This window comes from Rhizobium sp. CBN3 (assembly GCF_030518245.1).
Taxonomy (GTDB): Bacteria; Pseudomonadota; Alphaproteobacteria; order Rhizobiales; family Rhizobiaceae; genus Rhizobium; species Rhizobium aethiopicum_A.
Map to the genome: position 1 here is coordinate 102,167 of NZ_JAULSE010000009.1, position 26,194 is coordinate 128,360.

Below are 26,194 nucleotides of genomic sequence, written 5' to 3' on the forward strand. Positions count from 1 at the left end.
TGCATTTTCATCGATTTTAACCTCTCAATCCGGCCGGGAAAACGAAATTCTCTGGCCGGCGGGGAGCGGGACGGCAAAATGATTTCAGAAGCGCCGCCGTTCTGGTGGAGGAAAGCCGATTGGCGGGCTTGGCTGCTGGCGCCGCTGTCCTTTCTTTACGGCCGTATCGCCGGCCATCGCATGGCCCATGCGCGCCGCGCCTCGGTTTCCATTCCCGTCATCTGTGTCGGCAATTTCACCGTCGGCGGCGCCGGCAAGACGCCGACGGCGCTGACGCTTGCCCGCGCCGCCAAGGCGAAAAGCCTGAAGCCCGGCTTTCTCAGCCGAGGTTACGGCGGCTCGCTCGACGTGACGACGGTGGTCGATCCCCATCATCACCGGGCGGTCGCCGTCGGCGATGAACCGCTTTTGCTCGCCCAAGAGGCGCTGACGGTGATTTCCCGCCGGCGCGTCGATGGTGCTCGGCGCCTGGTGGCGGAAGGCGCCGATCTCATCATCATGGATGATGGGTTTCAGAGCGCCCGGCTGGCGATCGACTATGCGCTGCTCGTCATCGATGCGACGCGCGGCCTTGGCAACGGCCATATCGTGCCGGCCGGCCCGGTCCGCGCGCCGATCCGCCAGCAGCTGCGTTCGGCGACGGCGCTGCTGAAGGTCGGCGGCGGCAATGCCGCCGACGGCATCGTCCGCATGGCGGCACGCGCGGCAAAGCCCTATTTCACCGCCTCGCTGAAGGTGCGCGGTGACAACAGGCTTGCCGGCATCAAGGTGCTCGCCTTCGCCGGTATCGCCGATCCCGCCAAATTCTTCCGCACCGTCGAATCGCGCGGCGCCGAAATCGCGGTCGCCAAGACCTTCGGCGACCACGAGCACCTGACCGAGGAGGAGATCGACGATATCCTGACGACCGCCGAGCGCCAGGACCTTCTGATCGTCACCACGTCAAAGGATTTCGTTCGCCTCTCCGGCCATCACGGCAAGGCGGAGCAACTGGCGCAGAAGGCTCAGGTCATCGAGGTCGATATGGTCTTTGAGGATCATCTCGCCCCGGGTCTGATCATTGACCGGGCGATCGTCGCCTGTCGCGAGCGGCGCCTCAAGGAATTGAAAGGTAAGAGTTAACGCCGTTGGTTCGGCAGCACGCCGGCGCGTTTGTCGGCTTCGATCGCCGAGATTACGTCTGCATAGGGCTCCTGCCGGGCGACGCTCCAGTAGCGCAGCTCGTCGAGCGGGATGTTTTTTCCGGTCATCGCGCAGACGACATAGGAGCCGGGCGAGAGAATCTGGAAATCGCCGTCGAGATAGCGGATCTTCGCCTCGCGGTTTCCGTGCCCTTCGAACAAATTCATGCGCTCCGTTCCCTACAGTCTGTCATCCGTCTGCCATACTCCCGCAAAGGCGGCTTTGCCAGCTTTTTCAGCTTCTGCCGAAAAGCCGCTCGATGTCGCTGAGCTTCAATTCGATATAGGTCGGCCGGCCGTGATTGCACTGGCCGGAGCCGGGCGTCACTTCCATTTCCCTCAACAGCGCGTTCATTTCCTCGGGCCGCAGCCGCCGGCCGGAGCGAACCGATCCATGGCAGGCCATGGTCGCCGCCACATATTCGAGCTTGGCCGACAGGCCCGACGCCGTATCCCATTCGGCGATCTCGTCGGCAAGCTGGCGGATCAGGCCATGGGCGTCGACCTCGCCGAGCATGGCCGGCGTTTCGCGCACCGCGATCGCCCCGGGACCGAAGCGCTCGATCGCCAGGCCGAGTTCGGCAAACTCTGCCGCATGCAGCATCAGCCGGTCGCAATCCTCTTCCGGAATGTCGACGATCTCGGGGATGAGCAGCACCTGCGAGGCCAGCCGCTTCGAATGCAGCGCCTTGCGCATCGCCTCGAACACCAGCCGCTCATGCGCCGCATGCTGGTCGACGATGACGAGCCCGTCCTCGGTCTGGGCGACGATATAATTGGCGTGGATCTGCGCCCGTGCCGCGCCGAGCGGATAACGCCCAACGGTTTCCGGGGCGGCCGGGCTAGGGGAGGCCAGGCCGGGAGACACGGGGTCGGGAGAAAATTGCGGCTCGGCCCGTGCAGTCGGCATCGACAGGCCGTCGAAGGAAGCCTGCGGCCGTTCGGAAAAAGCCGGTGCCGGCTGGTAGGGGCGGGAAGGGGAGGTCTCTGCCGACCATGGCGCCGATGGCCGCTGCCCATAGGGCTGGAAACCGGGGCGGAAGGCGCGCAGCATATCGCTCGCGCCGGTCGTTGCCGCCCGGCTGCCGTCGCGCGCGAGCGCCTCGCGGATGGCGCCGACGATCAGGCCGCGCACCAGGCCTGGGTCGCGGAAGCGCACGTCGGATTTGGCCGGATGCACGTTGACGTCGACGAGGGCCGGATCGAGAGCGATCGACAACACCGCCACCGCATAGCGCCCGGACGGGATCGTCTCGGCATAAGCGCCGCGGATCGCCGAGAGGATCAGCTTGTCCTGCACCGGGCGGCCGTTGACGAAGGCATATTGATGGGCGGAGTTGCCGCGATTGAAGGTCGGCACGCCGGCAAAGCCGGTCAGCGAGATTTCCTCGCGCACGGCGTCGAGCGCAATGGCGTTGTCGCTGAAGTCCTTGCCGAGCACCTGCGCCATGCGCGCCAGATGATCGTCGCCCGTCGCCGGAAATTCCAGCGTCGCGCGGTCCGAGCCGGACAGCACGAAGCGCACGGCGGGGAAGGCGATCGCCATGCGTTTGACAATCTCGGTAATGGCGCCGGCTTCAGCCTTCTCCGTCTTCAGGAATTTGAGCCGCGCCGGCGTGGCGAAGAACAGGTCGCGGACCTCGACGATCGTGCCGGGATTGGCGGCGGCGGGCCTGAGATGCAAGACCTTGCCGCCGGCAACGGCGATCTCGTGGCCGCTGGCGCTGTCGCGCTTGCGGCTTGCGATGCTGAGTCTCGCCACGGACCCGATCGAAGGCAGCGCCTCGCCGCGGAAGCCGAGCGTTCTGATGTCCTCAAGCGTCTCGGAGATCTTCGAGGTGCAGTGGCGCCTGATTGCCAGTTCCAGATCGGCGACGTCCATGCCGGAGCCGTTGTCGCTGACCCGCAGCAGCGCCTTGCCGCCGCCTGCCGTGGCGATCTCGATGCGCGTCGCCCCCGCATCGAGCGCGTTTTCGATCAATTCCTTGGCAGCGCTCGCCGGCCGTTCGATGACTTCGCCGGCGGCGATCTGGTTGATGAGCGTTTCGGAAAGCTGTCTGATGGCCATGGGCTATTTTCGGGGATTCGCGGGCTGGAGGGAAGGGGTTTCCGATCGCTTGGCGAAACTGTGATCCGCGGCTCCCGCGAATTCGGGGATCGGTAGTGTTAAGCCGGTTTTAACAGAAAAATGGCATTTCTAATCACACACCTCCGGAAGCCGCGAAATCGAACAGATGTGGGACGAAATGGAATGAGTGCCGGCTTCGAAAAGGCGGACACATCATCAGAGACCGACGGGACTCTCGCCGGGGCCGATCTGCAGACGGCGCTCTTCGATGCGGTGTGCGACAGCCTTTCGGCAGCGTTCATCATCTACGACAAGAACGATCATCTGATCTTCGCAAGCCGCCAGATTCTCGAATTCTTCCCCCTGCCGTCCGAGATGCTGAAGCCAGGCATCCGGCTGCGCGATTTCCTGGGCGCGATCTACGATACCGGCGTTCGTCAGCAATATATCAGGCAGAGCGGCTCGCTCAGCCGCGAGGACTGGCTGTCGCAGAAAATCGCCTCGCATTGGCGCGAGCGCTACGAATCCGTCGAGCGACATGGCGCCGACAGCTGGGTCCGCTTCGTCAAGCGCAGGCTGCCGGGCGGTTACGGCGTCACCGTCGTCTCCGACATTTCCGAGGACAAGAAGCGCGAGGAGCAGTGGCGCTCGGACATGGAGCGGGTGCAGCTCACCGAAGACATTCTCGACAACCTGCCGTTCCCGCTTTTCGTCAAGGATCGCAACCTCACCTATGTCGCGGTGAACCTCGCCTTTTGCGAGAAATACCAGAGGAGCGCCGACGAGGTGCTCGGGCGCAAGAGCGGTGATCTCTTCTCACCCGAGATCGCCAAGCGCTTCGAAGAAAGCGATCGTCACGTGCTGGAAACCGGCGAGATGTCGATCTCCCGCCAGCGGCAGATCTCCCGCGACGGCATCGAGCGCGACATCGTCAGCCGCAAGCACCGCATCGGCAAGCCCGGCCGCTATTTCCTGGTGTCGACCATGCAGGACCTGCCGCGCGACGGCGCCGATCTCGAGGAGTTCGACCGCGCCTCGGCGATCACCGCCTCCACCAACCAGAGTTATCGCCGCGCCTATGTGCCGGTGCCGAGCGCGGTGGAGCGCCGCGAGCCGGCGGCGATGGAGGCGATCGTTCCGGAGAATTTCTCCGGCCGCAAGATTCTCGTCGTCACCGCCGACCTCGCCGCCGAGACCGCCGCTCTGCGGACGCTGACGAAATACGGTTTCGAATCCTGCTCGGTGCGCGGCGAGGATGAAGAGGAGCGGTTTCTGGAAATCGCCACCTCCTCGGGCATTTCGCTCGATCTGCTGATCATCGACAATCAGATGGGCATGCGCTGCCTCGAGCTTTCCGAGCAATACGGAATTCCGGCGCTCGTCATGGACGGTTTCCAGATCGCCAACGAGCTGACCTTTCAGATCGCCCGCCATTTTAATCGCAACAGTCGCAACAGCGGCGGCGGGGCGGACGCGGATTGGGAAATCAGCACTTCCGACGATACGGCCGGCCTGCAGGTTCTCGTCGCCGAAGACAACGATATCAATCAGATCGTGTTTTCACAGATCCTCGAGGGCCTCGGCTATCGTCATATGATCGCTGCGACCGGCGACGAAGTCGTGCGCCTCTGGGCCGAACACCGGCCCGGCGTGGTCCTGATGGACATTTCGCTGCCGGGCTTCAACGGCTTCGAGGCGGCGCGCCTGATCCGCCAGATGGAAGAAGCCGGCGGCGCAGCCCGCACCCCGATCATCGGCGTGCTGACCCAGGCCTTCGAGCGCGATCGCGCCGAATGCGCCAAATCCGGCATGGACGACGTCATCATGAAGCCCGTCAGTCCCGACATGCTGGAGACGATATTTCAGAAATTCTTGACAGAAGGGGCTGCGCCGGTTCGAGCGAACGGATGAGACGGAAGTCCGGTCGCTGTCTCCCGTATACCGCAATCTCCCAAATCTGGGGTAGATCAGCCCGTTAAGGCAGCTGATTTACTAGCGAATTGTTAAGAAATGCCGGTCATTCTCTCCCCGGCTGCGGAGGGAAGCTCGGGTTTGGATGATGAAATCGGCGGAAACAGCTTCCTTGACCGTGAGTCACAATGAGCTTCAGGCGATGGCTTATACCGATCCGCTGACCGGGTTGGGAAACCGCAATCGCATGCGCGACAAGGTGCTGCAGATCTCCGCCGAGCGCGCCAGCGATCCCGCTCCGTTCACCATCGGCATCGCCAATCTCGACAGCTTCAAGCCGATCAACGATCTCTTTGGCTCCTCCGCCGGCGATGAGATCCTTTGCCAGGTCGCCCATCGGCTCAGGGCCTGCATTCCGGACGGGGCGCTGGTCACCCGTCACGACGGTGACGAATTCGCCTTCGTGCTGCCGTTAATCTTCGAGCGGGCGAGCGCCGAAAAATTCGGCCAGATGATCCGCGAGGTGCTGTCGGCGCCCTATGACCTCGGCGACCGCAATGTGCGTCTGTCTGCCTCCCTCGGCTTCGCCATCTATCCCTTCGCCGGAGAGGACAGCGAAGAACTGTTGAAGAGCGCCGAAACCGCCCTCTATCGTTCCAAGCGCCGCGGCCGCGGCCAGATCACCGTCTATTCGCGTGAAATCGCCCAGGAGATGAAGCGCGCGACACAGCTGGAGCAGGCGCTGAGAAACGCCATTATCTCCGACGCCATCGATGTTCATTTCCAGCCGATCGTCTCGCTCGCCAACAATCAGGTCGTCGGCTTCGAGGCGCTCGCCCGCTGGAACGATCCCGATCTCGGTTTCGTGTCCCCCGGCGTCTTCGTGCCGCTCGCCGAAGAGCGCGGTTTCATCGACGCGCTGTCGGAGGCCCTGCTTCGCAAGGCCGCTGAAGCAGCCCTCTCCTGGCCGCGCGAACTCTTTCTGTCGTTCAATCTCTCTTCGGCGCAGCTGATGGATCCCGGCACGAGCGGCAGCATCCTGTCGATCCTCGGCCGGGTCGGCTTCGATCCGCATCGCCTGGAACTGGAAATCACCGAGACGGCGGTGATGGGTTCGGCCGATACCGCCCACCGCATCATCGCCGATCTGCGCGCCGCCGGCGTTCGCATCTCGCTCGACGATTTCGGCACGGGCCAGTCGAGCCTCGGGCGTCTGCGTGACTTCATCTTCGACAAGATCAAGATCGACCGTGCCTTCGTCTCGCGCATCAATTCCGATCGCGCCTCCGAACACATCATCAAGGCGATCCTTTCCATGTGCGAAGGCTTGGAGCTGGAAGTCGTGGCCGAAGGCATCGAGGATTATGCCGAGGCGGTGAAGCTGCGCACGCTCGGCTGCGGCATGGGCCAGGGCTACCATTTCGGCCGCCCAGCCGATGGCATCGCCACGCTGCGCTTCCTGCACGAGAATTATTACGATATGGCGCCCGCCGAACGCGTCAGCGCATAAGCAATCCCAGCAAAAGTGCGCAGCGGTTTTGCGTCCGGGATTGCGTGGAACAAACAAGCCAATCCCAGCAAAAGTGCGCAGCGGTTTTGCGTCCTAGATTGCGTGGAACAAACAAGCCAATCCCAGCAAAAGTGCGCAGCGGTTTTGCGCGGTGAACTGCGTGAAACATGCAATCAGAAAAAGCGATGGCGCCCCTAGGAGCGCCATCGCCTACGCTATACTACCTCGCGCGGTTTACTTAGGCGTGGTCGAACCGGTTGCCGTCGTATCGGTGCCGGTTGCGGCCGGGGCCTTCTCTGCAGACTGCATTGCCAGCGTCTTGAACTCGGGCGCAGCCTTCAGCGATTCAGCGGTCTCGCTGGTTGTCAGCTTGAGACTGCCATCCTGGGTGTTCTGGGCGATGGTGATTTTTTCCATCGGAACGGCGACATCCTTTTCGCCAATGCCGAGGAAGCCGCCGACGCCGACGATCGCAGCAACGATGCCGCCATCCTTCTTCATGATCAGGTCGTTGATGCTACCGATGCTCTCATTGTTGGCGTTGTAGACCGACTGACCGATATAGGTGTTGGCGCTCACCTGGTCCGGAGCCTGCTCCGTCAGATAGGTACCTTGAGCTACATCCGTGCTCGGTTTTGCAGCCGGAGCCTGTGCTGCGTCGCCTGCGGGCTTGGTGACATCAGGGGTGACCGGCTTGGGGGCAGCCGGATCGGCCGGCGCTGCCTGATTGGTCGCGGCGGGATCGGCAGGCTGCGGCGCCGTCTGCGAGAATGCCGCCGGTGCGAAAGCCGTGGCAAACAGCGCGCCAGCGGCAACGGTCGTCAAAAGTTTGCGTGTCATTTCGAACCTACTTTCATTTCCCTAGAGTGATCGCTGACTCGGCAATGCATCATCCTTGCCGCGCCGGTTCGAAGGGAAAATGAGTGGTGCGCCGATTGGTTCCGGTTGAAAACACGGAAAATTTCTCGATTATCACGGAACTTTTATTGGCGAACGGCCCGAAACGAAAAAAGGCGCCCCACTCGGGAGCGCCTTGGATGGCGGCTGGCCGATACGGCAGTCAGAGCACATAGACGGGATCGAACACGCCCTTGACTTCGATGCCGAGTTCCAGAAGCGCGCCGGCGCTCGGCTGAGCCGAACGGGCATCCTCGTCGAGCCCTTCCCAGGCCGTCGTCACCGCCAGCCGGTCGGCATTGGCGCTGATGAAGGCCGGGCAGGAGGGCTGGACGGCGGGAACCTTGTAGCGCGAGATACGCAAGCCATCGGGATTGTAGCGATCGACGACGCCGGCGCCCCAGCGGGCATTCCAGATATAGCCGTCGGCATCGACCACCGAACCGTCGATACTGCCGGGTTCGTCCATGCTGTCGACGAGCACGATCGGCTCCCCGATGGGCAGGCCGGTCTGCGGATCGACCATGACGCGCATCAGCCGGTTGATGCGGGAATCCGTGTAGTAGCCGATCGTGCCATCCGGGGAAAAGCAGATCGAATTCGGAATGCTGATGCCGTTGAAGATCTTGGTCACCTTGCCGCCGGCGACATGATAGATGGCGCCGGCCTGGTTTTCCGCCCGCTTGCTCATCGTGCCGATCCAGAGCGCCCCGGAGGGATGGGTGCGGCCGTCGTTCGAGCGGTTTTCCGGCCTGTCGTTTTCGAGCGCGGCATAGAAGGTGAGATTGCCGCTCGCCACATCGCGCACGAAAAGCCCTTCTTCCGTCGCGATCAGCTGCCGTCCGGCATCGATGCGGGCCAGCACGCTTGCCATGACAGGCAGCGGATGGACCTTTTTCTCCCCCGTTGCGAGTCTGAGCTCGTGCAGCTCCTTGCCGAGGATATTAAACCACCAGACCGTATTGCTGTCCGGATCATAGGTCGGTCCTTCGCCGAGAACGGAATTGGTGTTGCAAAGGGTCTTGCCTTCGAACTCGTAAATGTCGGTCATACGTTCACGCTCCCATGGCTGCATCATAGGCGTAAATGGTTGCCTTGGCGCGCTCGGCAACCTCTGCCGCGGTCATTCCGGGCTTGTAGAGGCTGGTGCCGAGGCCGAAGGCTGAGATGCCGGCCTTGGTGTAATCGGCGAAATTCTTGTCCGATACGCCGCCGACGGCGGCAATCGTCAACTCCGGTGGCAGGATCGCCCGGATCGCCGTAATGCCGGAGGGACCAAGCACGCTCGCCGGAAAGAATTTGAGGCCTGTGGCGCCGGCGCGTGCTGCCGCTAAGGCCTCCGTCGGCGTAAAGACGCCGGGCATCGTCACCATACCATAGTCGCGCGCCCGGATGATCACCTCGGGCTCGACGTTGGGTGTGACGAGCAGCTTGCCGCCGGCCGCATTCAGGCTGTCGACAGCCTCGACCGTCAGCACCGTGCCAGCGCCGATCAGCACCTCGGCCGGCGCCATCTTCGCGGCAATCTCGATGGATTTGAATGGCTCCGGCGAATTGAGCGGGATCTCGATCGCCGTCAGGCCGTTTTCGATCAAGGCGCCGACGACGCTCTCGGTCTCGTCGGGCCGGATGCCGCGCAGGATGGCGATCAGCGGACGCTTCATGTCGGGGAAGGGGATACGGTTCATCATGTCAGCTTTCTCAATTCGGCCAGATGGCTTCGGCGGCTGCCGATAGGCCGCGGCGCACGGCCGCGTCGGCGTCGATGGCGGTGGAGGCAAGGGAGAGGGTGTTGAAGGCCTGTTCGTAGAGCGCCTGCAGGCGTCCGGAGGCGACGAGGGTGATGCCAGTGCCGTTGGCGGCATCCTGCAGCGCGCCGGCAATTTCGAGGCCGATCAGTGTGCCGGAAAGCCGGGCCTGCGCTGATGCGGCGGAGATCCCGTGCAGCAGCTGGCCCGAACGGGCGGTAAACAGCAGATTGGAGGCAAGGGCCGGATGCGCAAAGGCCGCCGAGACGGCCGCCTCGAAGGCAGCCGCATCCGCCGGCTGTTGTTCGGCACCTGACACGGCATGCGACAGGATCGTGTTTTTGCTGATCGCGTCAAAAAGTTCGCCGGTCATGAAGGTCGAAAAGCCGGTGACCTTGCCGTCCACGACATGCACCCATTTCGAATGCGTGCCGGGCATGCAGACTGCCTGCGCCGCGGAATTCGCGCGGCCGAGCGCGCCGAGAAGCTGGGTTTCCTCGCCGCGCATGACATCGGGCCTCGCCACATCCCGCTGGGCAAGGCCCGGCAGGATGCGGATGTCACGCCCTGCATCCGGCACGCGAACCGCCGCGGTGAGGATCGAGGCGAGCGGCGCGGGCACGTCGATATAGCCGGCCTCGACCCAGCCCTGCCTTGCGCCGGCCATGCCGCAGACGATGACAGGCAGGCCTTCCGGCGCTTCGACAGCGGCGAGATGTCCTGACAGCACGGTGGAAAAGCCGGTCTTTGCCGCGCTGGTCATGCCTTCGCCACTGCGGCGTTCGGCAAGAATGCTGCCGTCCCTGCCGATCAGCCAGAGCCGGAAACTGCTGGTGCCCCAGTCCACCGCGACATAAGCGGGATTAGCCATTACAAAACGCCTCCATCGACGATCAGGGACTGGGCGGTCATACCAGCCGCGCAGTCGGATGCAAGAAACAGGCAGGGACCGACGATCGCATCGGCCTTGAGCGCGACTTTCAGGCATTGCTGCTCGACCGAGCGCGCGATGCTTTCCTCGGTGAGCCAGAGCTGCATCTGCCGTTCGGTGACGACCATGCCGGGCAGGATGCAGTTGACCCGGATATTCTCCGGCCCGAGCCGGCCGGCCATGCTCTTCGTCAGTCCGACGACCGCCGCCTTCGCTGCCGCATAGGCGGGAAATCCGCCCATGTTCAGCTTGAAGGCGATCGACGACATATTGACGATCGCGCCGCCGCCGGCCGACCGCATCGACGGCGCCACTGCCTGCGAGGTGAAGAACACGTGCCGCAGATTGACCGCCTGATTGTTGTCCCAATAAGCCTCGGTCACATCATCAAATTCATGGCGGTCGTCCCAGGCCGCGTTGTTGACGAGCACGCGGACCGGCCCGGACTTGGTAACGACGGCATCGACCGTGCGCCGGATCGCCTCGATGTCGCGCAGATCGGCATGGTAGAAGAGCACCGGATGCGCCGTTTCCCGCGACAGTCTTTCCGCGAGTTCGCTGCCGGCCGTCTCGGCAATGTCGATGAAGGAGACCTTGGCGCCCTGGCGTGCGAAACCTTCGACGATCGCCGCGCCGATGCCGGATCCGCCGCCGGTCACGAGCACGGCGCGATCCTTGAACTCGGGAAATTGTGCTGCCACTGCGCTCACCGTCTCCTCCGATCTCTCACGTTCCATTATTTGGAACTTAATTTGACTATGTGGAATTATCCGATTATGCTGGCCTTTCTGTCAAGGGCGCAGGCTTGCAAGCGCGGACCGATCTGATGGCACATAGACAATGACTTCAAGCGACGGCATGTCCCAGACACGCGAGACCGGCACCCTCGGCAAATTGATGGTTCTCCTCGATCTCGTCACCCATGCGGATACGCCATTGCGCTTCACCGATATCCTGGCGCGCGCCCGCCAGCCGCGCGGCACGCTGCATCGCCAGCTCAGCCACCTGGTGGAGGAGGGGTTGCTCGAGCTTGATGGCGACGGCCGTTATGCGCCGGGCCTGCGCCTGCTCGATTTTGCCGCGCGCAGCTGGGCGCGCAACGAATTCCGCCTGGTTGCCGAACCGCACCTGAGCGAACTCCAGCAGGCGACCGGCGAGACGGTGCATCTCGGCGTTCTCCGGGGACAGTCGATCATCTATCTCGACAAGGTCGAAGGGCGTCAGCCGGTGCGCATGTATTCGCAGATCGGCAACGCGTCGCCCTGCTACTGCACCGGCGTCGGCAAGGCCGCTCTTTCGCTGCTTCCGCCGGAAACTCTTGTCGACCTCCTCGCCGGCCTGAGCTTCACCAGCTTTACCGCCTCGACCCATGCTTCGGCCGAGACGCTTGCCGCCGAAATCCGCGAGATCGCCGAACAGGGCTATGCTTTCGACCGCGAGGAGCACGAGGCCGGCATCCGCTGCGTCGCCGCACCGGTCTGGTCGGAGGATCGCACCTTCATCGGCGGCATTTCGGTCACCGGCCCGGCCTATCGGCTGTCGATGGAACTTCTGCGTCAGTGGGCCGTTCCCGTACAGCTGGCGGCTGCAAGGATTATGGAGGGCATGCGCGTCCGCCTCGGCCCGCGCCGTTGACGGTATCGCTAATATCTTTGATGGACGACTCGCTAAGCATGCTTATGATGAGCGCGATATTGAGATTTACGGGCGGATCACACCAAGTGGAATGACCTGCGAAATCTGCACCCACGCATTGGTCGAAGCCTGTCTGCCGAGGCCGGCTCCATGTGATCTAACTCACGCTCCTCACGCCTCGATGCAACCGAACCGGCCGCGGCGCCAAAGATGAAAACTGTGATGGTACCCTTGTCGCAAACATCCACGGAAGAAGACGATTACATCAACGAAATCGCTGGCCTGAAGACGCAGTTCGATATTTTCCGTTTCTTGAAACGCGTCACGGAAGCCTATCGCAGCCGCGCCTTCATGGTTCTCAACCTGCCGCCGATCACCTCTCTCGACCTGCAGGGCAACACCGTCATCACCAGTTGGCCGGCCGAGCTTCTGGCGCTCTACGACCAGGAAGCGCTGATGGTGAACAGCCCGGTTCTGAGGCGGCTGAGAACATCGACACGGCCTTTTTTCTACGACATGTCGCGCGAGGCCTGGTCACGTGACGACGGCAAGTCCGCCCTGGTCACGGGGTTGTTCGAGCGTTTCAGGATGATACGCGGCGCCTACTTCCCAACGCATGAGGCCTCAGGCCTGCGCGGCGCCGTCTCCTTCTCCGGCGACCGTGAACCCTTCGGCGCCGCCGAGATGCGCGAGCTTTGCTATATCGCCATCCATGTCTTCGACAGGCTTGCCGAAATCCGCAACCTCGATACGCGCATGACGGACTCGCTGACCGACCGCGAGATCGACTGCCTCAACTGGACGGCTGCCGGCAAGACCAGCGCCGAAATCGCCGAAATCCTGGCGCTGTCCGAGCATACGATCAATCATTACCTCAATCGCGCCACCAAGAAGCTCGACACGGTCAACCGCACCCAGGCGGTCGCGAAGGCGCTGCGGATCGGCCTGATCAAATAAGTCGCAAAGATGGCGGCGCGCTGCGGGCGGTCGCTCAGTGCTTAGGCAGAACCGGGATGCGCCGCCGGCACTTCTCAGCGCTTTTCCCGATTTTTTCATCTGGCACGCTTTCTGCATCTCCTTTGCCAGAGGTCCAGAGGGGACTTTGATGACCAGCGCCAGGAAATGGCGCGGCCGACACACCGCTGACCGACGCCGACGCCGCCTCTCTCCCGGCCCTCGGCGTCGGTGGCGGTTGTTGCCTTTTGGCACCGCTTCTTCCGCAGCTGTTCACGAATTCCTCTCCCCGGTCACTTTTCTCTGGCCTTTTTTTTGGCTTGCGCTAGTTCGCCCCGCATTGCGCCGATTCTCGGGGAGAGAGACCGTTGCGGCCATCAGGGCGAAAAAGCCCGGCGGACTTGATGGCCGCAACGGCTTCGCGGGGTCCCCGCCGGCGTTTTTGAAGCCGGCAAATCGATTTTCCTTCCGATGATTTTGTTTGGCGAAGGCGTGCGGCTCCACTATCTCTACCGCATGATTTCGTGCCTTGGTCGGAATCGGCCAAGACTAAAATCATGCGTGCGTCTTGAAAGACGCGCGGCGCCGTAGTCTGCGAGAAGAAGCAATGAGGGTGGAATGACCGACGTCACGAAGGAAAAGGTTCTCGAAACGCTGAAGACCGTGCGCGGACCGGATCTCGAACACGACATCGTCGCGCTCGGCATGGTCTCCGATGTCTTCATCTCCGACGGCAAGGTCTATTTTTCCATCACCGTTCCGGCCGAGCGCGCCAAGGAGCTGGAGCCGATGCGGCTCGCCGCCGAGCGCGTCATCAAGGAGATGCCGGGTGTCAAGGGTGCGCTCGTCACGCTGACTGCGGACAAGAAGGCGGCCGCCGCCGCGCCCGCTGCCCGCCCGGCGTCGAATCCGCCCCACGGTCATGATCATGAGCATCATGCGCATGCGCCGCAGCAACAGCCGCCCCGCGCCGGCAAGATCGGCGTCCCCGGTATCGGCGCGATCATTGCCGTCGCCTCCGGCAAGGGCGGGGTCGGCAAGTCCACCACCGCCGTCAACCTGGCGCTCGGCCTGCTCGCCAACGGTCTCAGAGTCGGTATTCTCGATGCCGATATCTACGGCCCCTCGATGCCGCGGCTCTTGAAGATCTCCGGTCGCCCGACGCAGATCGATGGCCGCATCATCAATCCGATGGAGAATTACGGCCTCAAGGTCATGTCGATGGGTTTCCTCGTCGACGAGGAGACGGCGATGATCTGGCGCGGACCGATGGTCCAGTCGGCCCTGATGCAGATGCTGCGCGAAGTGGCATGGGGCGAGCTCGACGTCCTCGTCGTCGACATGCCGCCCGGCACCGGCGATGCGCAGTTGACGATGGCCCAGCAGGTGCCGCTTGCCGGCGCCGTCATCGTCTCGACACCGCAGGATCTCGCCCTGATCGATGCCCGCAAGGGCCTCAACATGTTCCGCAAGGTCGAGGTGCCGGTTCTCGGTATCGTCGAGAATATGAGCTATTTCATCGCCCCCGATACCGGCACCCGCTACGACATCTTCGGCCATGGCGGCGCCCGCAAGGAGGCCGAGCGCATCGGCGTGCCCTTCCTCGGCGAAGTGCCGCTGACGATGAACATCCGCGAAACCTCCGACGCCGGCACGCCGCTCGTCGCCTCCGATCCGAACGGCGTCGTCGCGGGCATCTATCGCGGCATCGCCGCCAAGGTGTGGCAGCAGCTAGGCGGCCAGCCCCAGCGCCCGGCGCCGGCGATCGTCTTTGAATGACGTCTCCGTTTATGGGCAGGACTTCCGGGCCAGGGCGCGCATGACAGCAGAGCGCTGAGCCGCCGAATCACCGTTGCGATCACCCCGAATTGTGCGGGAAATGTGGTGAAAAGCCGCGCTTCACGGAAGATGTCTTGATTATTTCACGGCTTTGCTTCATATGCCGCGGCGCCATGATGGCATTGCTGCAGATGCTCAACGACGGCCGTCTTCGTTTCGAAGGTCCGGCCCGCCTGCAAGGTCGAAGGATGGGTACTGCGATGCGGTGGAGCACAATGGGCATGCTGGCTTTCGAGGCCGGATGCAGCCGGAGTTGTATGAACTTTCTTGATCCGCTTCCGTTTGGGCCTGGAACGAGCCACCCTCGCATTGCCGCGATGGCGGACGGATGGAAAGGCTTGCAATGAAGATGATGACCACGAAGTGTCGTGAGCATCGGAGACGCTGCCGGTGATCACCGCTTACCGTTCCAATTGCAAATTGGTCGAAATCCGCGATCTCGCGCAGCCGGCATCCTTTCCCGAGGATGTCGTCTGGATCGACATGATCGAGCCGAGCCGCGAGGAGGAGCTTTATGTCGAGAAGGTTCTCGGTATCGAGGTTCCGACCCGTGACGATCTCAAGGACATCGAACCGTCGGCTCGCCTTTATATCGAAAACGACGCCGTCTTCATGACCGCTTCGCTGGTCTGGAAGGCCGATACCGACGCGCCGACGCTGACCGACGTCGCCTTCATCCTGGCCGGAAACCGCCTGGTCACCATCCGCTACGCCCAACCGAAATCCTTTGCGCTGTTCATCGCCGCCCTTCACCGGCTGCCGGAAAACTGGCGCAGCGGCGCGGCCCTTCTCGCCAAGCTGCTGGAGACGATCGTCGACCGGACCGCCGAAATCCTCGAAACCTCCGTCTCGCGCATCGACATCTTGTCGACGCATGTCTTCGGCAGGGCGAAAAAGGTCCGCAAGCCTTCGAACTACCTCGAGCAGAAATTGCGCGATATCGCCGGTCATCACCGCATGATCAGTAAGCTGCGAGACAGTCTCGGCTCGCTTTCCCGGCTTCTGACGTTCTTTTACACGGTCCCGGCGATCCAGCAGGACCACGAGGCGAAAGAGCTCTGCCGCACCGTCTCGCGCGACATTCAGTCGCTGTCGGAGCATGCCTCCTTCGTCGCCGCCAACATCACCTTCCTGCTCGATGCCTCGCTCGGCCTCATCAATATCGAGCAGAACTCGATCATCAAGATTTTCTCGATCGCCTCAGTCGTGTTCCTGCCGCCGACATTGGTCGCCTCCATCTATGGCATGAATTTTCAGGTCATGCCGGAATTGGCCTGGACCGCGGGTTATCCCTATTCGCTGGCCTTGATGGTAATATCGGCCGTCATTCCATTTTTCTTTTTTCGCTGGAAAGGCTGGCTCTGAGGAGCTTGTTGAAATTTCATGTCCGAAGAGAGCCATCCTCCGCACGATCGCCATATGACGCCGCGCAAGCTGTTCTATCTCGCGCTCGGTTCCGTCGGTGTCGTCTACGGCGATATCGGCACGAGCCCGCTCTACGCTTTTCGCGAGGCGCTGAAGCCCGTCGCCCATGACGGCGTCACCCGTTTCGAGGTCATCAGTCTGATTTCGCTGATGATCTGGGCGCTGACCATCATCGTCACCATCAAATACGTTCTCTTCCTGCTGCGCGCCGACAACGACGGGGAGGGCGGCACGCTGTCGCTGCTCGCCCTTCTGATGAAGACCGCCAACGGCCATACCGCAATGCTGATGCTGCTCGGACTGATGGGCGCTGCCCTGTTCCTCGGCGATGCGATGATCACGCCGGCGCTTTCGGTGCTGTCGGCCGTCGAGGGTCTGAAGCTCGTCACACCAAGCCTGGCGGAATATATCGTGCCGATCTCGGTGGCGATCCTGGTGCTGCTCTTCGTCGTGCAGTCGCGCGGCACCGGCGCCGTCGCCAAATTCTTCGGCCCGATCACCGCCGTCTGGTTCCTCGTCATCGCCGCCGCCGGCATTTCCCATATCTCCGACGATTTCGGCATTCTGGCCGCCTTCAACCCCTATTATGCCGTCAGCTTCCTGCTGCATGAGGGTTTTTATGGTGTCGTCGTGCTTGGTGCCGTCTTCCTGACGGTGACGGGCGCCGAGGCGCTTTATGCCGATCTCGGCCATTTCGGCCGTCGCCCGATCCAATGGGCCTGGTTCGCGCTGGTGTTTCCGGCGTTGACGCTGAACTATCTCGGGCAGGGCGCGCTCGTGCTCGGCAGACCGGAGACGATGTCCGATCCCTTCTATCTGATGTTTCCGCAATGGGCGCTGCTGCCGGTCGTCATCCTCGCCACCGCCGCAACAATCATCGCCAGCCAGGCCGTCATAACGGGGGCCTTTTCGCTGGTGCGCCAGGGCATCAACCTCGGCTTCCTGCCGCGCATGGAAATCCTCTTCACCTCGGAAACCAATACCGGACAGATCTTCTTGCCGTCGGTCAACGCCGTGCTATTCTTCGGCGTCATCTTCCTGGTGCTGAGCTTCAAGACGTCGGACGCATTGGCCACCGCCTACGGCATCTCCGTCACCGGCGCCATGGTCGTCACCTCGATCATGGCCTTCGAATTCGTCCGGGCCCGCTGGAACTGGTCGCTGCCGGTCGCGGTGATCGCGCTCGCGCCGCTCGTCGTCCTCGAAATGATCTTCCTCGGCGCCAACCTTCTGAAGATCCATGATGGCGGCTATATCCCGATCCTGATCGCCACCGCCTTTACCGTCGTCATGTGGACCTGGCGCCGCGGCACCGCGATCCTGATGGAGAAGACCCGGCACACCGATATTCCGCTCGCCTCCTTCGTCAGTTCCATCGAGCGCAAGAGCGAGCATTCGCCGGCGCAGGTTCCGGGCACGGCGATCTTCCTGACCAGTGATCCGGAATCGGCCCCCGCCGCCCTGCTGCACAATCTCAAACACAACCACGTGCTTCACGACCGCAACGTCATTCTGACGATCCGCACGGTCAACAAGCCGCGTGTACCGAGCCACGACCGCTACAAGGTCGAGCCGATTTCCGAACGCTTCTCGCGCGTCGAGCTGCTCTTCGGCTTCATGGAATCGCAGAACGTCTCGCAGGCGCTGGCGACGCTGCGCAAGACCGGACTGAAGTTCGACATCATGTCGACCTCCTTCTATCTCGGCCGCCGCAAACTGGTGCCGGATGCCAAGTCGGGCATGCCCTACTGGCAGGACCGGCTGTACATCGCGCTCGCCAACGCCGCCGCCAACCCCTCGGATTATTTCCGCCTGCCGGCCAACCGCGTGGTGGAGCTGGGCTCGCACGTTATTATTTGATGCGTGGGGCAAAGACCCCGCCCCAAACCCCTCCCCACAAGGGGGAGGGGCTTAACTTGCCGCGCCGGCTTACCATATCTGCAACGTGTCGGAGGAGCGAGGCGGAACCCCCGGGTTAGTCCCTCCCCCTTGTGGGGAGGGGTTGGGGCGGGGTCTTTCACAAGGCTGCGACACACACTTCGTCCCATGAACTTATCAGCCATATTAGAACATCCAAAAACTCCCGCTGCTACTTTCCGGCACGCTTCGTTAACCGGACGTCAAGGTTAATGAGAGATTTTCGATGGCATGTTCCCGCGTTCCATGCCCGGAGTTCGTGTTGCGTCGAAAGAGCCCTTCCCGTAGCAAGCTGCGTCTTCTCCCCGAGAACTGGGTCTCGCCCGCCATCTTCGGGCTTGCCGTCTGGCTGATCTTCCCAAGCGTTGCCTCCCACGCCGATCTCGCCACCATGCTCGCCGGTCTCGACGGTGAAGGGGAGAGCTGGCGCATGGTGCTGACCAATTCGCCGGCCGGCTCCATCCATCAGGCCGAGCTCGCCTTCGCCGATCCGGCCGCGACCGGCTCGATCGCCTCAGGCGCCGGCATGGTGCTGCCCGATGGCCGCAAGGTGGCTTTTACGGCCAAGGAAAAGGGTCACGAGGACACGCCGGACGAGGACCGCGTCATTCGCGGCACGAAGAAAGGCCGCGTCGTCGCCGTCGAGAAGATGCAGCCGCCGAAGGACTTTTCCGCCGGCTCGATTCTCGAGCGCACCAAGATGCTCTTCACACCGAATTTCGATCTCAAGGACCGGTCGGCTTTCGTCAAGCCGAAGATCCAGGGCAGGGAAATCGAGATCGCCACCTCTTTCTATAAGAAGCAGCCGGTGATGCCGCAGGTCGGCGTGCCGGCGATGCTCGCAAGCCTCGTCACCAGCAACAAGGCCGACGTGCTTGCCACCGCCTATGCGCCGGCGGCACCGGATTATGCCCGCCAGTCGCCCTTCGATTCGATCCTGACCGAACCCGACAGCGGCCGCTTCGTTCCCCAGATCGGTCCGGGCGACCACGCCTGGGCCGCAAGCGTGCTGCCGCCGAGCGTCTTCTCCGCCCGCGAGCAGCAATGCCTTGCCTCCGGAATTTATTTCGAGGCGCGCGGGGAATCGGTGAAGGGCCAGGCGGCCGTCGCCCAGGTCATCCTCAACCGTGTTCGCAACCCCGCCTATCCCAAGAGCATCTGCGGCGTCGTTTACCAGAACGAGGATTGGCGCAACCGCTGCCAGTTTTCCTTCGCCTGCGACAGCATCAAGGACCGGGTGAATTCGCAATATCACTGGCGGGTGGCCCGAGACGTGGCGATGGCGGTGACATCAGGCAAGATCTGGCTGCCGCAGGTGGGTTCGGCAACACACTACCATGCCGTCTATGTGAGACCGAAATGGGCAAAGACCATGGAAAAGGTCGGCCGCATCGGTCTCCACGTCTTCTACCGCACCTATGGCGGCGGCTGGAGCTGAGATAAAGCGCCAGGGCGGCAGCGATTTCCGGCCTGCAAAAGCGGATTCTTTCCGTCGAATTTGCCCGCACGGCTGAATATCGATATATCTAATTGTTTTTACAGAATTATTTTCTGGCTGGACAGAAGCTGCCTACGCCTTGACTATACCAATCCCTAAAACTATGTTGCGCGCGACTTCAGAACGGGCCGGAAGGGTCTCAACCTTCGCGTCCGGGGTCCGAATGACCGGGGTAGCGGGAGTGCGGGCGACGGGCAGGCGAGGAGAGATCCATGGCGGACGACCGCGAAGAAAGTCTTGAGAAGCGCCGTGCGCAACTGGGAGCGGAACTCGCGACCAAGCGCGCTGAGGCGGGAGTGGAACAAGCAAGCGAGGCCCAAGCTGAGGTAAGCCGCAAAGGTTATGCCCAGGCGATGAAGCTTTCCAGCGAGTTCATTGCCGCAATCGTCGTCGGTGCCGTCCTTGGCTATCTTCTCGACCGTTTTGTTGGCACGGCGCCTTGGGGGTTGATTGTTCTTCTGCTTCTCGGATTCTGTGCCGGCGTTCTGAACGTGCTGCGTTCTGCGGGGGTGGTTGCCCATCCGCTGGACGACCAGGACAAGAAATAGGGGGCCGGTCCCGGTCCAGTGCAATGACCCCGCGTCCTGCGGGCCAAAGAGAGAGAACAAGCGGTGTCTAACGATCCGACTCATCAGTTCCTGATCCAGAAGATTGTCCCGATCGAAATCGGCGGAATTGATTTTTCGTTCACCAACGCATCGCTCTTCATGGTCGCTTCGGCAGCCGTTGCCGCCGGTTTCCTTTATTTCTCGACCTCGAACCGCGCCATCGTGCCCGGTCGTTCGCAGTCGGTCGCGGAAATGTCCTATGAATTCATCGCCAACATGCTCAAGGAAGGCGCGGGCAAGCAGGGACTGAAGTTCTTCCCGCTGGTCTTCTCGCTCTTCATGTTCGTGCTGACGGCGAACCTGCTCGGCATGTTCCCCTATTTCTTCACGATCACCAGCCAGATCATCGTCACCTTCGCGCTGGCGATTCTCGTCATCAGCACGGTTCTGATCTACGGCTTCTATAAGCACGGTTTCCACTTCCTGAATGTCTTCGTGCCCTCGGGCGTGCCGGGCATATTGCTGCCGCTGGTCGTCTCGATCGAAATCATTTCCTTCCTGTCCCGTCCGATTTCGCTCTCCGTTCGTCTTTTCGCCAACATGCTCGCCGGTCATATCACGCTGAAGGTGTTCGCAGGCTTCGTCGCCTCGCTTGGAGCCCTCGGTGCAGTCGGTGTCGGCGGCGCCATTCTTCCCCTCATCATGACCGTCGCCCTGACCGGTCTCGAGTTCCTCGTCGCCTTCCTCCAGGCTTACGTCTTCGCGGTGCTGACTTGCATGTACCTCAACGACGCAATCCATCCGGGCGGGCACTAAGGATAACGACAACGACGTCTCCAGGGCGTCAGTCATTCGCCGCAACAACCATTTCAAAGGAGTTCAACATGGAAGCGGAAGCAGCAAAGTTCATCGGTGCAGGCCTGGCTTGCTTTGGTATGGCCGGTACGGCTCTCGGCCTCGGCAATATCTTCGGCAGCTACCTCTCCGGCGCTCTGCGCAATCCGTCTGCCGCTGACAGCCAGTTCGGCCGTCTGGTATTCGGCTTCGCCGTTACGGAAGCTCTGGGCATCTTCTCGCTGCTCGTCGCTCTCCTCCTCCTCTTCGCTGTCTGATATCGGCGAATAGATGGATCACGGCCTGCTACCGCAAGCCGTGATCCTTTGCATTTGCAGTCCACCTGGAGGTGAGCATGTTTTTTGTGACCCCGGCTTACGCTGAAGAAGCACCGGCGGCAGCGACCGGCACGGATGCGCATGCCGCTCCGGCCGCAGGCGAGGTCCATACCGAGACCGGCGTTGCCGAAGGCGAACACGCCCGCGGCCCGTTCCCGCCTTTCGATTCGACAACCTACGCATCCCAGCTGCTCTGGCTGGTGATTACGTTCGGCGTCTTTTACCTCCTTATGCAAAAGGTCATCGCGCCGCGCATCGGGGCCATCCTCGACCAGCGCCACACGCGCATCTCTCAGGATCTGGAAGAAGCAGGCCGCCTGAAGGCGGAAGCCGACGCCGCCGTCCAGACCTATGAAGGCGAACTGGCCGCTGCCCGCGCCAAATCCCACGCGATCGGCTCCGCTGCCCGCGACGCCGCCAAGGTCAAGGCCGAAGAGGATCGTCGCACCGTCGAAACGAGCCTGTCGGAAAAGATCAAGGCTGCCGAAGCCCGGATCGCCGACATCAAGGCCAAGGCTTTCGCCGACGTCGGCACCATTGCCGAGGAAACGGCAGCCGCGGTCGTCGAACAGCTGATCGGCAGCACCGCTGCGCAGGCAGACGTCGCCGCCGCCGTCGCGGCCGCCAAGAAGGAGGCTTGATCGATGGATATTTTTCACCCTGACGCCACTTTCTTCGCCTTTGTCGGCCTTGTCCTCTTCCTGGCGCTGGTCGTTTACCTCAAGGTTCCCGGCATGATGGCACGCTCGCTCGACGACCGCGCCGACCAGATCCGCAACGAGCTGGCCGAAGCCAAGCGCCTGCGCGAGGAAGCCCAGCATCTGCTCGCCGAATACCAGCGCAAGCGCAAGGAAGCGGAAGCGGAAGCTGCCCACATCGTTGCCGCCGCTGAGCGCGAAGCCGAGATGCTGACTGCCGAGGCGAAGAAGAAGACGGAAGAATTCGTCGCCAACCGCACGGCGCTCTCCGAGCAGAAGATCAAGCAGGCCGAGGCCGATGCGATGAAGGCGGTGCGTTCCGCCGCCGTCGATCTGGCCATCGCAGCCGCCGAAACGGTGCTCGCCAAGAAGGCCGACGGTAAGGTCCAGTCGGAGCTCTTCGGCAACGCCGTCGGCCAGGTCAAGACACGGCTCAACTGAGCGGTATCGAATGAATGAGGGAAAGGCCGGGCATGTCCCGGCCTTTTTCTTTTGGTGGCCTCACTCTTTATGCAGTCTCTACGTCAAACTCGGAAACGACTGAGAATGAGGCGCGACGCTGCGACGAATCCCTTCTCCCCAGCGGGGAGAAGATGCCGGCAGGCAGATGAGGGGGTGAGCGGCAAAGCCGCGAATGCACGGAGTGCAAGCGAAGGGCAAAATGATCGGTGTGTCGTGTGGCCCCCTCATCCGACCCTTCGGGCCACCTTCTCCCCGCTGGGAGAAGAGGGAGCAAGCCGCCGCACCGGCTTTCTGCTGCCGGTTTGGCATTGCCACTTTTTCAGTTGAATTACGCTACTCGGAAATCAGCTCGTCCATCTCAGGCCCGTCCTCGCCCTTGCGCAGCGGTCTAAAGCTCATCCGGTGCAGCGAACAGGGACCGTGCTTCTCGATGCCGGCGCGGTGCTGCGCCGTGCCGTAGCCGACATGGGCGGCAAACCCGTAATCCGGAAAAACATTATGGGCCCGCGCCATCATCCGGTCGCGCGTCACCTTGGCGACGATCGAGGCGGCGGCGATCGAGACCGAGCGGGCATCGCCCTTGACAACCGCTTGTCCGGGGCAATCGAGGCCGGGCGGCACATCAAGCCCATCCGTCAGCACGTAACTTGCGGGAATGGCGAGGCTGCAGATGGCGCGCCGCATCGCGTCCAGGCTCGCCTTGCGAATGTCAGTTTCGTCGATGCGGGTCGAGCTGGAGGAGGCGATGGAAACCGTCGCGGTCGCCAGGATCTGCACGAAGAGTTCCTCGCGCCGCTGCGCCGAGAGCTGCTTGGAATCGTTGAGGCCTTCAGGGATGCGCTTCGGATCGAGGATGACGGCGGCAGCCACCACAGGCCCCGCCAGCGGCCCGCGGCCTGCCTCGTCGGCGCCGGCGACCGGCCAGTGGCCGGCCTTGCGGGCTTTGAGCTCGAGCTTGAAATCCGGCACGAGAGGGACCGTGTCGAAAAGCAGGGGAGAATCGGGTGGCGTGCGACGTTTCATGCGGCTGAACCTCGCACGCCAACCCGATTTCCCGCAAGTCCCCGGATCAGGGCGGCGGCCGGGGACGGCCCGGCGGATGGTGGCGGTCAGGGCCATCCGCGGGAATTGCGCTCGGGGCTCGAAAACAGGGCGGTTTTTCTGAGCAGCCGATGCGCAAACTTGAAAAATCAGAGCAGCGACAGCTGCACGCCGCTACCATCCGGTGGCACGAACAGATCGTCGCGCAGCGGCACGCTGCGCCGCGTCAGCTCGAAGCGTTTCGCCGCCATTTCGAAACGCCGGGCGATCTGCCAGGCATAGGGGCCGGCGCCCTTCATGCGCTTGCCGAATTCGGCGTCGTAATCCTTGCCGCCGCGCATCGAGCGCACCAGCGACATCACATGCCGGTAACGATCGGGATAGTGCTGCAGCAGCCAGTCGCGAAAGAGCGGGCTGACTTCGAGCGGCAGCCTGAGAATGACATAACTCGCCTCGGCGGCGCCGGCAGCCTTTGCCGATTCGAGGATGCGTTCCAACTCGTGATCGTTCAGCGCCGGGATCAGCGGAGCGGCCATGACGGCAGTCTGGATGCCTGCCTCCGAGAGCGCATGAATGGTCTCCAGCCGTCGCGGCGGCGTGGCGGCGCGCGGCTCCATCGCCCGGGCAAGCTTGCGGTCGAGCGTGGTGACCGAGATGCCGACGCGCACCAGGTTCTTGCGGGCCATCTCTTGCAGAATGTCGAGATCGCGCAGGATCATCGCCGACTTGGTGACGATCGAGACCGGATGGTTCGCCTTGTTCAGCACCTCGAGGATGCCGCGCATGATGCGCCATTCCTTCTCGATCGGCTGATAGGGGTCGGTATTGGTGCCGATCGCGATCACCCGCACCTTGTAGCCCGGCTTGGCGAGCTCCCGCTCCAGGAGCTTCGCCGCATCGGGCTTGGCGAAGAGCTTCGTCTCGAAATCGAGTCCCGCCGAAAGCCCCATATAGGCGTGCGTCGGGCGGGCGAAACAATAGATGCAGCCGTGCTCACAGCCGCGATAGGGATTGATCGAGCGGTCGAAGGAAAGATCCGGCGATTCGTTGCGGGTAATCGCGGTGCGCGGCTTTTCGATCTGCACCTCGGTCTTGAACGGCGGCAGGTCTTCCAGGGTCTGCCAGCCGTCGTCGAAGGTCTCCCGTTGCAGCGCTTCGAACCGCCCTGTCGGGTTCAGTCCGGCTCCGCGCCCCCGCCGCCGGTCGCCCTCGACCCTGAGACCTGAGGACACGATCATCGCATCGGCAATATCTGCCGTATTGGCAGGCGCGAATGCGGCCTGCCCTGCCAGGGACTGCTCTCTCATCGGATTCTCCCGCGGCGGAAAGCCGTTGCCTCCACCCGTTTTGATGATTAAATTCCTATCGGCAAAATGAGAACAATGCAAGAACAAAATGCGCAAAAGGGTGCTGGCAAAAAATTGTGCGGCGCATTATGAATAATCGATGTTGACGGTTGTTCTCGAATGTCAGGATCAGGAATCCGAACTGGCGCAGACCTTATCGGTATTGGTTGCAGGCGCGGTGGAAGGGCTCGTCAGCGATGTGATCGTGCTCGATCACGGCTCACGCGACGGCACCTCGCGGGTCGCCGACGCCGCCGGCTGCCGTTTCCATTCACAGTGGGATATCAAGGACATCGTTCGCTCCGCCCGAGGCGAATGGCTGCTCTTTATCGAGCCGGGCGCCAGGCCCCAGGCCGGCTGGATCGATGAGATCGCCGAATATGTGGCGCTGAATAAGACACCAGCGCGCTTTGCCGCGTCGCGCGGCTATCGACGCCCGTTCTTCCAGCGCGTCACCCGTGCCCGGCCGCCGCTGGAGCTCGGGCTGTTGATGCCGAAGAACCTGGCGCTCGCCGCCGCCAGAAGCGGGATGCATGTTGCCGACTTCGCCAAGGGCCAGAAGCCGCGCAAGCTCGCAAGTGAATTGATTCCCTCCTGGGTGGCGCGTGCCGCGCGCTGAGCGGTTCTACGCTTTATGATGTCTGGATATGGTTCATGACTGTCCGGTGCAGACCCGCAAAAAACCCCTCCCCAACCCCTCCCCACAAGGGGGAGGGGCTAACGTGCCGCCCCCTGCTTTCCATTTCACCTCGCATCCGCTCCACCCTTTGCATCTGCAGTAGGGCTGACGTCTGCGCAGTTGGCGCAGCGTGTTAGCCCCTCCCCCTTGTGGGGAGGGGTTGGGGAGGGGTTTTCTCTAATAGGCGGTTCGCCGATCCCGCCATCGCGCAAAGATGGCGCCCAATCGGATTTCGCGCTATAATTCGCTCATGGCGCCGCCGAAGCGCCGCGCTTCGCAACGGATGCCGTGGAATGCCGGTGAACGGCAGAACAGGTCGGCGAAAAATCTCCTCTTCTGCCGGATTTCCGGCGAAAGGAGGTGCTTCATGCCACGCGGTAGGATCTACGGCGTACGCGGTAGGATCGACGGCGTACGCAGTATGATCTGCGGCCTGCTGGCCGTCATATTGCCGACATTGGTGATCGCGCATCCGCATTCGGCAGCATCGCAGACGATGCTCAGTTGCGCAGGCCGATCCGACGTCGTCAGTTTCCTCGACAGGAATTTCGGTGAGAAGCTCACCGCGGTCGGGCTGGTCAACCAGAACGCCGTTCTCGAGGTCTATGCCGCCAAAAGTGGCACCTGGACGCTCGTGATCACGGATGTTCACGGCATAAGCTGCATTCTGCTGTCGGGTGATAGCTGGGATTCGATGCCGGCTCTGCCGGGCATTGCCACTTAAAGAATTGAGA

At 62.4% G+C, this 26,194-nt stretch carries 25 protein-coding genes; 16 read left to right on the forward strand and 9 right to left on the reverse strand.

The window, feature by feature from the left end; all coding sequences use genetic code 11:
• Positions 1–78 precede the first annotated feature (78 nt).
• Complete coding sequence (gene lpxK, locus QWJ46_RS15520) at positions 79–1,122, forward strand: tetraacyldisaccharide 4'-kinase (RefSeq protein ID WP_302752006.1); 1,044 nt, start codon at positions 79–81, stop codon at positions 1,120–1,122.
• Here lpxK and QWJ46_RS15525 read toward each other — a convergent pair.
• Both QWJ46_RS15525 and mutL read right to left on the reverse strand, forming a co-directional pair.
• Positions 1,119–1,349, reverse strand: coding sequence for a DUF2093 domain-containing protein (locus QWJ46_RS15525; protein WP_010010632.1), 231 nt, complete (start codon positions 1,347–1,349; stop codon positions 1,119–1,121). The two genes, lpxK and QWJ46_RS15525, sit on opposite strands and share 4 nt — an antisense overlap.
• Before the next feature lie 67 nt (positions 1,350–1,416).
• On the reverse strand, positions 1,417–3,249 hold the full coding sequence (gene mutL / locus QWJ46_RS15530; protein WP_302752008.1) for a DNA mismatch repair endonuclease MutL: 1,833 nt from the start codon (positions 3,247–3,249) through the stop codon (positions 1,417–1,419).
• A gap of 183 nt (positions 3,250–3,432) precedes the next feature.
• On the opposite strand from mutL, the gene QWJ46_RS15535 reads away from it, so the two are divergent.
• Positions 3,433–5,160: a response regulator gene (locus tag QWJ46_RS15535; RefSeq protein ID WP_302752009.1), complete on the forward strand. Its 1,728-nt coding sequence runs from the start codon at positions 3,433–3,435 to the stop codon at positions 5,158–5,160.
• Between the two features lie 145 nt (positions 5,161–5,305).
• Positions 5,306–6,670, forward strand: coding sequence for a bifunctional diguanylate cyclase/phosphodiesterase (locus tag QWJ46_RS15540; protein WP_302752010.1), 1,365 nt, complete (start codon positions 5,306–5,308; stop codon positions 6,668–6,670).
• Between the two features lie 234 nt (positions 6,671–6,904).
• Here QWJ46_RS15540 and QWJ46_RS15545 read toward each other — a convergent pair whose 3' ends face one another.
• The 5 genes from QWJ46_RS15545 to QWJ46_RS15565 all read right to left on the reverse strand — a co-directional run bounded on the left by QWJ46_RS15545 (position 6,905) and on the right by QWJ46_RS15565 (position 10,983).
• Entirely contained in the window at positions 6,905–7,510 is a 606-nt protein-coding gene (locus QWJ46_RS15545) for a PRC-barrel domain-containing protein (RefSeq protein WP_184455167.1), read from the reverse strand.
• Between the two features lie 220 nt (positions 7,511–7,730).
• On the reverse strand, positions 7,731–8,618 hold the full coding sequence (locus QWJ46_RS15550) for an SMP-30/gluconolactonase/LRE family protein (RefSeq protein ID WP_302752011.1): 888 nt from the start codon (positions 8,616–8,618) through the stop codon (positions 7,731–7,733).
• Between the two features lie 4 nt (positions 8,619–8,622).
• Positions 8,623–9,255 (reverse strand): 2-dehydro-3-deoxy-6-phosphogalactonate aldolase, encoded by a 633-nt coding sequence (locus tag QWJ46_RS15555; RefSeq protein WP_302752095.1) that lies wholly within the window; start codon positions 9,253–9,255, stop codon positions 8,623–8,625.
• Between the two features lie 13 nt (positions 9,256–9,268).
• Positions 9,269–10,186: a 2-dehydro-3-deoxygalactonokinase gene (locus tag QWJ46_RS15560; protein ID WP_302752012.1), complete on the reverse strand. Its 918-nt coding sequence runs from the start codon at positions 10,184–10,186 to the stop codon at positions 9,269–9,271.
• Positions 10,186–10,983 (reverse strand): SDR family NAD(P)-dependent oxidoreductase, encoded by a 798-nt coding sequence (locus QWJ46_RS15565; protein WP_302752013.1) that lies wholly within the window; start codon positions 10,981–10,983, stop codon positions 10,186–10,188. The genes QWJ46_RS15560 and QWJ46_RS15565 overlap by 1 nt, the downstream gene beginning before the upstream one ends.
• 103 nt (positions 10,984–11,086) lie before the next feature.
• On the opposite strand from QWJ46_RS15565, the gene QWJ46_RS15570 reads away from it, so the two are divergent.
• The 11 genes from QWJ46_RS15570 (at position 11,087) to QWJ46_RS15620 (ending at position 22,373) form a co-directional block, all read left to right on the forward strand.
• On the forward strand, positions 11,087–11,881 hold the full coding sequence (locus QWJ46_RS15570) for an IclR family transcriptional regulator (protein ID WP_184455161.1): 795 nt from the start codon (positions 11,087–11,089) through the stop codon (positions 11,879–11,881).
• A 222-nt stretch (positions 11,882–12,103) separates the two neighbouring features.
• The gene (locus QWJ46_RS15575; protein ID WP_302752096.1) at positions 12,104–12,838 is read left to right on the forward strand and encodes a LuxR family transcriptional regulator; all 735 of its coding nucleotides are present in this window, start codon (positions 12,104–12,106) and stop codon (positions 12,836–12,838) included.
• A 615-nt stretch (positions 12,839–13,453) separates the two neighbouring features.
• On the forward strand, positions 13,454–14,614 hold the full coding sequence (locus QWJ46_RS15580) for an Mrp/NBP35 family ATP-binding protein (RefSeq protein WP_302752015.1): 1,161 nt from the start codon (positions 13,454–13,456) through the stop codon (positions 14,612–14,614).
• 450 nt (positions 14,615–15,064) lie between these two features.
• Positions 15,065–16,039, forward strand: a complete 975-nt coding sequence (locus QWJ46_RS15585; RefSeq protein WP_302752016.1) for a magnesium transporter CorA family protein — start codon at positions 15,065–15,067, stop codon at positions 16,037–16,039.
• Between the two features lie 18 nt (positions 16,040–16,057).
• Positions 16,058–17,959: a potassium transporter Kup gene (locus tag QWJ46_RS15590; protein WP_184455158.1), complete on the forward strand. Its 1,902-nt coding sequence runs from the start codon at positions 16,058–16,060 to the stop codon at positions 17,957–17,959.
• 283 nt (positions 17,960–18,242) lie between these two features.
• Complete coding sequence (locus QWJ46_RS15595; protein WP_302752017.1) at positions 18,243–19,454, forward strand: cell wall hydrolase; 1,212 nt, start codon at positions 18,243–18,245, stop codon at positions 19,452–19,454.
• A gap of 272 nt (positions 19,455–19,726) precedes the next feature.
• Positions 19,727–20,062 carry an AtpZ/AtpI family protein gene (locus QWJ46_RS15600; RefSeq protein WP_184455156.1) on the forward strand — a complete coding sequence of 112 codons (336 nt, stop codon included), beginning with the start codon at positions 19,727–19,729 and terminating at the stop codon, positions 20,060–20,062.
• Between the two features lie 63 nt (positions 20,063–20,125).
• Positions 20,126–20,878, forward strand: coding sequence for a F0F1 ATP synthase subunit A (locus QWJ46_RS15605; protein WP_302752018.1), 753 nt, complete (start codon positions 20,126–20,128; stop codon positions 20,876–20,878).
• A 68-nt stretch (positions 20,879–20,946) separates the two neighbouring features.
• Complete coding sequence (locus QWJ46_RS15610) at positions 20,947–21,174, forward strand: F0F1 ATP synthase subunit C (protein WP_003588243.1); 228 nt, start codon at positions 20,947–20,949, stop codon at positions 21,172–21,174.
• A gap of 77 nt (positions 21,175–21,251) precedes the next feature.
• Complete coding sequence (locus QWJ46_RS15615; protein WP_302752019.1) at positions 21,252–21,875, forward strand: F0F1 ATP synthase subunit B; 624 nt, start codon at positions 21,252–21,254, stop codon at positions 21,873–21,875.
• A 3-nt stretch (positions 21,876–21,878) separates the two neighbouring features.
• Complete coding sequence (locus QWJ46_RS15620) at positions 21,879–22,373, forward strand: F0F1 ATP synthase subunit B (protein WP_302752020.1); 495 nt, start codon at positions 21,879–21,881, stop codon at positions 22,371–22,373.
• A gap of 354 nt (positions 22,374–22,727) precedes the next feature.
• On the opposite strand, the gene QWJ46_RS15625 is transcribed toward QWJ46_RS15620, so the two are convergent.
• Both QWJ46_RS15625 and QWJ46_RS15630 read right to left on the reverse strand, forming a co-directional pair.
• Entirely contained in the window at positions 22,728–23,417 is a 690-nt protein-coding gene (locus QWJ46_RS15625; protein WP_184455153.1) for a ribonuclease HII, read from the reverse strand.
• Between the two features lie 167 nt (positions 23,418–23,584).
• On the reverse strand, positions 23,585–24,742 hold the full coding sequence (locus tag QWJ46_RS15630) for a PA0069 family radical SAM protein (RefSeq protein WP_302752021.1): 1,158 nt from the start codon (positions 24,740–24,742) through the stop codon (positions 23,585–23,587).
• A 139-nt stretch (positions 24,743–24,881) separates the two neighbouring features.
• On the opposite strand from QWJ46_RS15630, the gene QWJ46_RS15635 reads away from it, so the two are divergent.
• Both QWJ46_RS15635 and QWJ46_RS15640 read left to right on the forward strand, forming a co-directional pair.
• Positions 24,882–25,400, forward strand: a complete 519-nt coding sequence (locus QWJ46_RS15635) for a glycosyltransferase family A protein (RefSeq protein WP_302752022.1) — start codon at positions 24,882–24,884, stop codon at positions 25,398–25,400.
• Between the two features lie 427 nt (positions 25,401–25,827).
• The gene (locus QWJ46_RS15640) at positions 25,828–26,184 is read left to right on the forward strand and encodes a hypothetical protein (RefSeq protein WP_302752023.1); all 357 of its coding nucleotides are present in this window, start codon (positions 25,828–25,830) and stop codon (positions 26,182–26,184) included.
• Positions 26,185–26,194: the final 10 nt, after the last annotated feature.

Coding starts and splice junctions, on each gene's coding strand:
- lpxK (WP_302752006.1), top strand. CDS start 79: ATGATTTCAGAAGCGCCGCCGTTCTGGTGGAGGAAAGCCGATTGGCGG.
- QWJ46_RS15525 (WP_010010632.1), bottom strand. CDS start 1,349: ATGAATTTGTTCGAAGGGCACGGAAACCGCGAGGCGAAGATCCGCTAT.
- mutL (WP_302752008.1), bottom strand. CDS start 3,249: ATGGCCATCAGACAGCTTTCCGAAACGCTCATCAACCAGATCGCCGCC.
- QWJ46_RS15535 (WP_302752009.1), top strand. CDS start 3,433: ATGAGTGCCGGCTTCGAAAAGGCGGACACATCATCAGAGACCGACGGG.
- QWJ46_RS15540 (WP_302752010.1), top strand. CDS start 5,306: ATGATGAAATCGGCGGAAACAGCTTCCTTGACCGTGAGTCACAATGAG.
- QWJ46_RS15545 (WP_184455167.1), bottom strand. CDS start 7,510: ATGACACGCAAACTTTTGACGACCGTTGCCGCTGGCGCGCTGTTTGCC.
- QWJ46_RS15550 (WP_302752011.1), bottom strand. CDS start 8,618: ATGACCGACATTTACGAGTTCGAAGGCAAGACCCTTTGCAACACCAAT.
- QWJ46_RS15555 (WP_302752095.1), bottom strand. CDS start 9,255: ATGAACCGTATCCCCTTCCCCGACATGAAGCGTCCGCTGATCGCCATC.
- QWJ46_RS15560 (WP_302752012.1), bottom strand. CDS start 10,186: ATGGCTAATCCCGCTTATGTCGCGGTGGACTGGGGCACCAGCAGTTTC.
- QWJ46_RS15565 (WP_302752013.1), bottom strand. CDS start 10,983: ATGGAACGTGAGAGATCGGAGGAGACGGTGAGCGCAGTGGCAGCACAA.
- QWJ46_RS15570 (WP_184455161.1), top strand. CDS start 11,087: ATGACTTCAAGCGACGGCATGTCCCAGACACGCGAGACCGGCACCCTC.
- QWJ46_RS15575 (WP_302752096.1), top strand. CDS start 12,104: ATGGTACCCTTGTCGCAAACATCCACGGAAGAAGACGATTACATCAAC.
- QWJ46_RS15580 (WP_302752015.1), top strand. CDS start 13,454: ATGACCGACGTCACGAAGGAAAAGGTTCTCGAAACGCTGAAGACCGTG.
- QWJ46_RS15590 (WP_184455158.1), top strand. CDS start 16,058: ATGTCCGAAGAGAGCCATCCTCCGCACGATCGCCATATGACGCCGCGC.
- QWJ46_RS15595 (WP_302752017.1), top strand. CDS start 18,243: ATGGCATGTTCCCGCGTTCCATGCCCGGAGTTCGTGTTGCGTCGAAAG.
- QWJ46_RS15600 (WP_184455156.1), top strand. CDS start 19,727: ATGGCGGACGACCGCGAAGAAAGTCTTGAGAAGCGCCGTGCGCAACTG.
- QWJ46_RS15610 (WP_003588243.1), top strand. CDS start 20,947: ATGGAAGCGGAAGCAGCAAAGTTCATCGGTGCAGGCCTGGCTTGCTTT.
- QWJ46_RS15615 (WP_302752019.1), top strand. CDS start 21,252: ATGTTTTTTGTGACCCCGGCTTACGCTGAAGAAGCACCGGCGGCAGCG.
- QWJ46_RS15620 (WP_302752020.1), top strand. CDS start 21,879: ATGGATATTTTTCACCCTGACGCCACTTTCTTCGCCTTTGTCGGCCTT.
- QWJ46_RS15625 (WP_184455153.1), bottom strand. CDS start 23,417: ATGAAACGTCGCACGCCACCCGATTCTCCCCTGCTTTTCGACACGGTC.
- QWJ46_RS15630 (WP_302752021.1), bottom strand. CDS start 24,742: ATGAGAGAGCAGTCCCTGGCAGGGCAGGCCGCATTCGCGCCTGCCAAT.
- QWJ46_RS15635 (WP_302752022.1), top strand. CDS start 24,882: ATGTTGACGGTTGTTCTCGAATGTCAGGATCAGGAATCCGAACTGGCG.
- QWJ46_RS15640 (WP_302752023.1), top strand. CDS start 25,828: ATGCCACGCGGTAGGATCTACGGCGTACGCGGTAGGATCGACGGCGTA.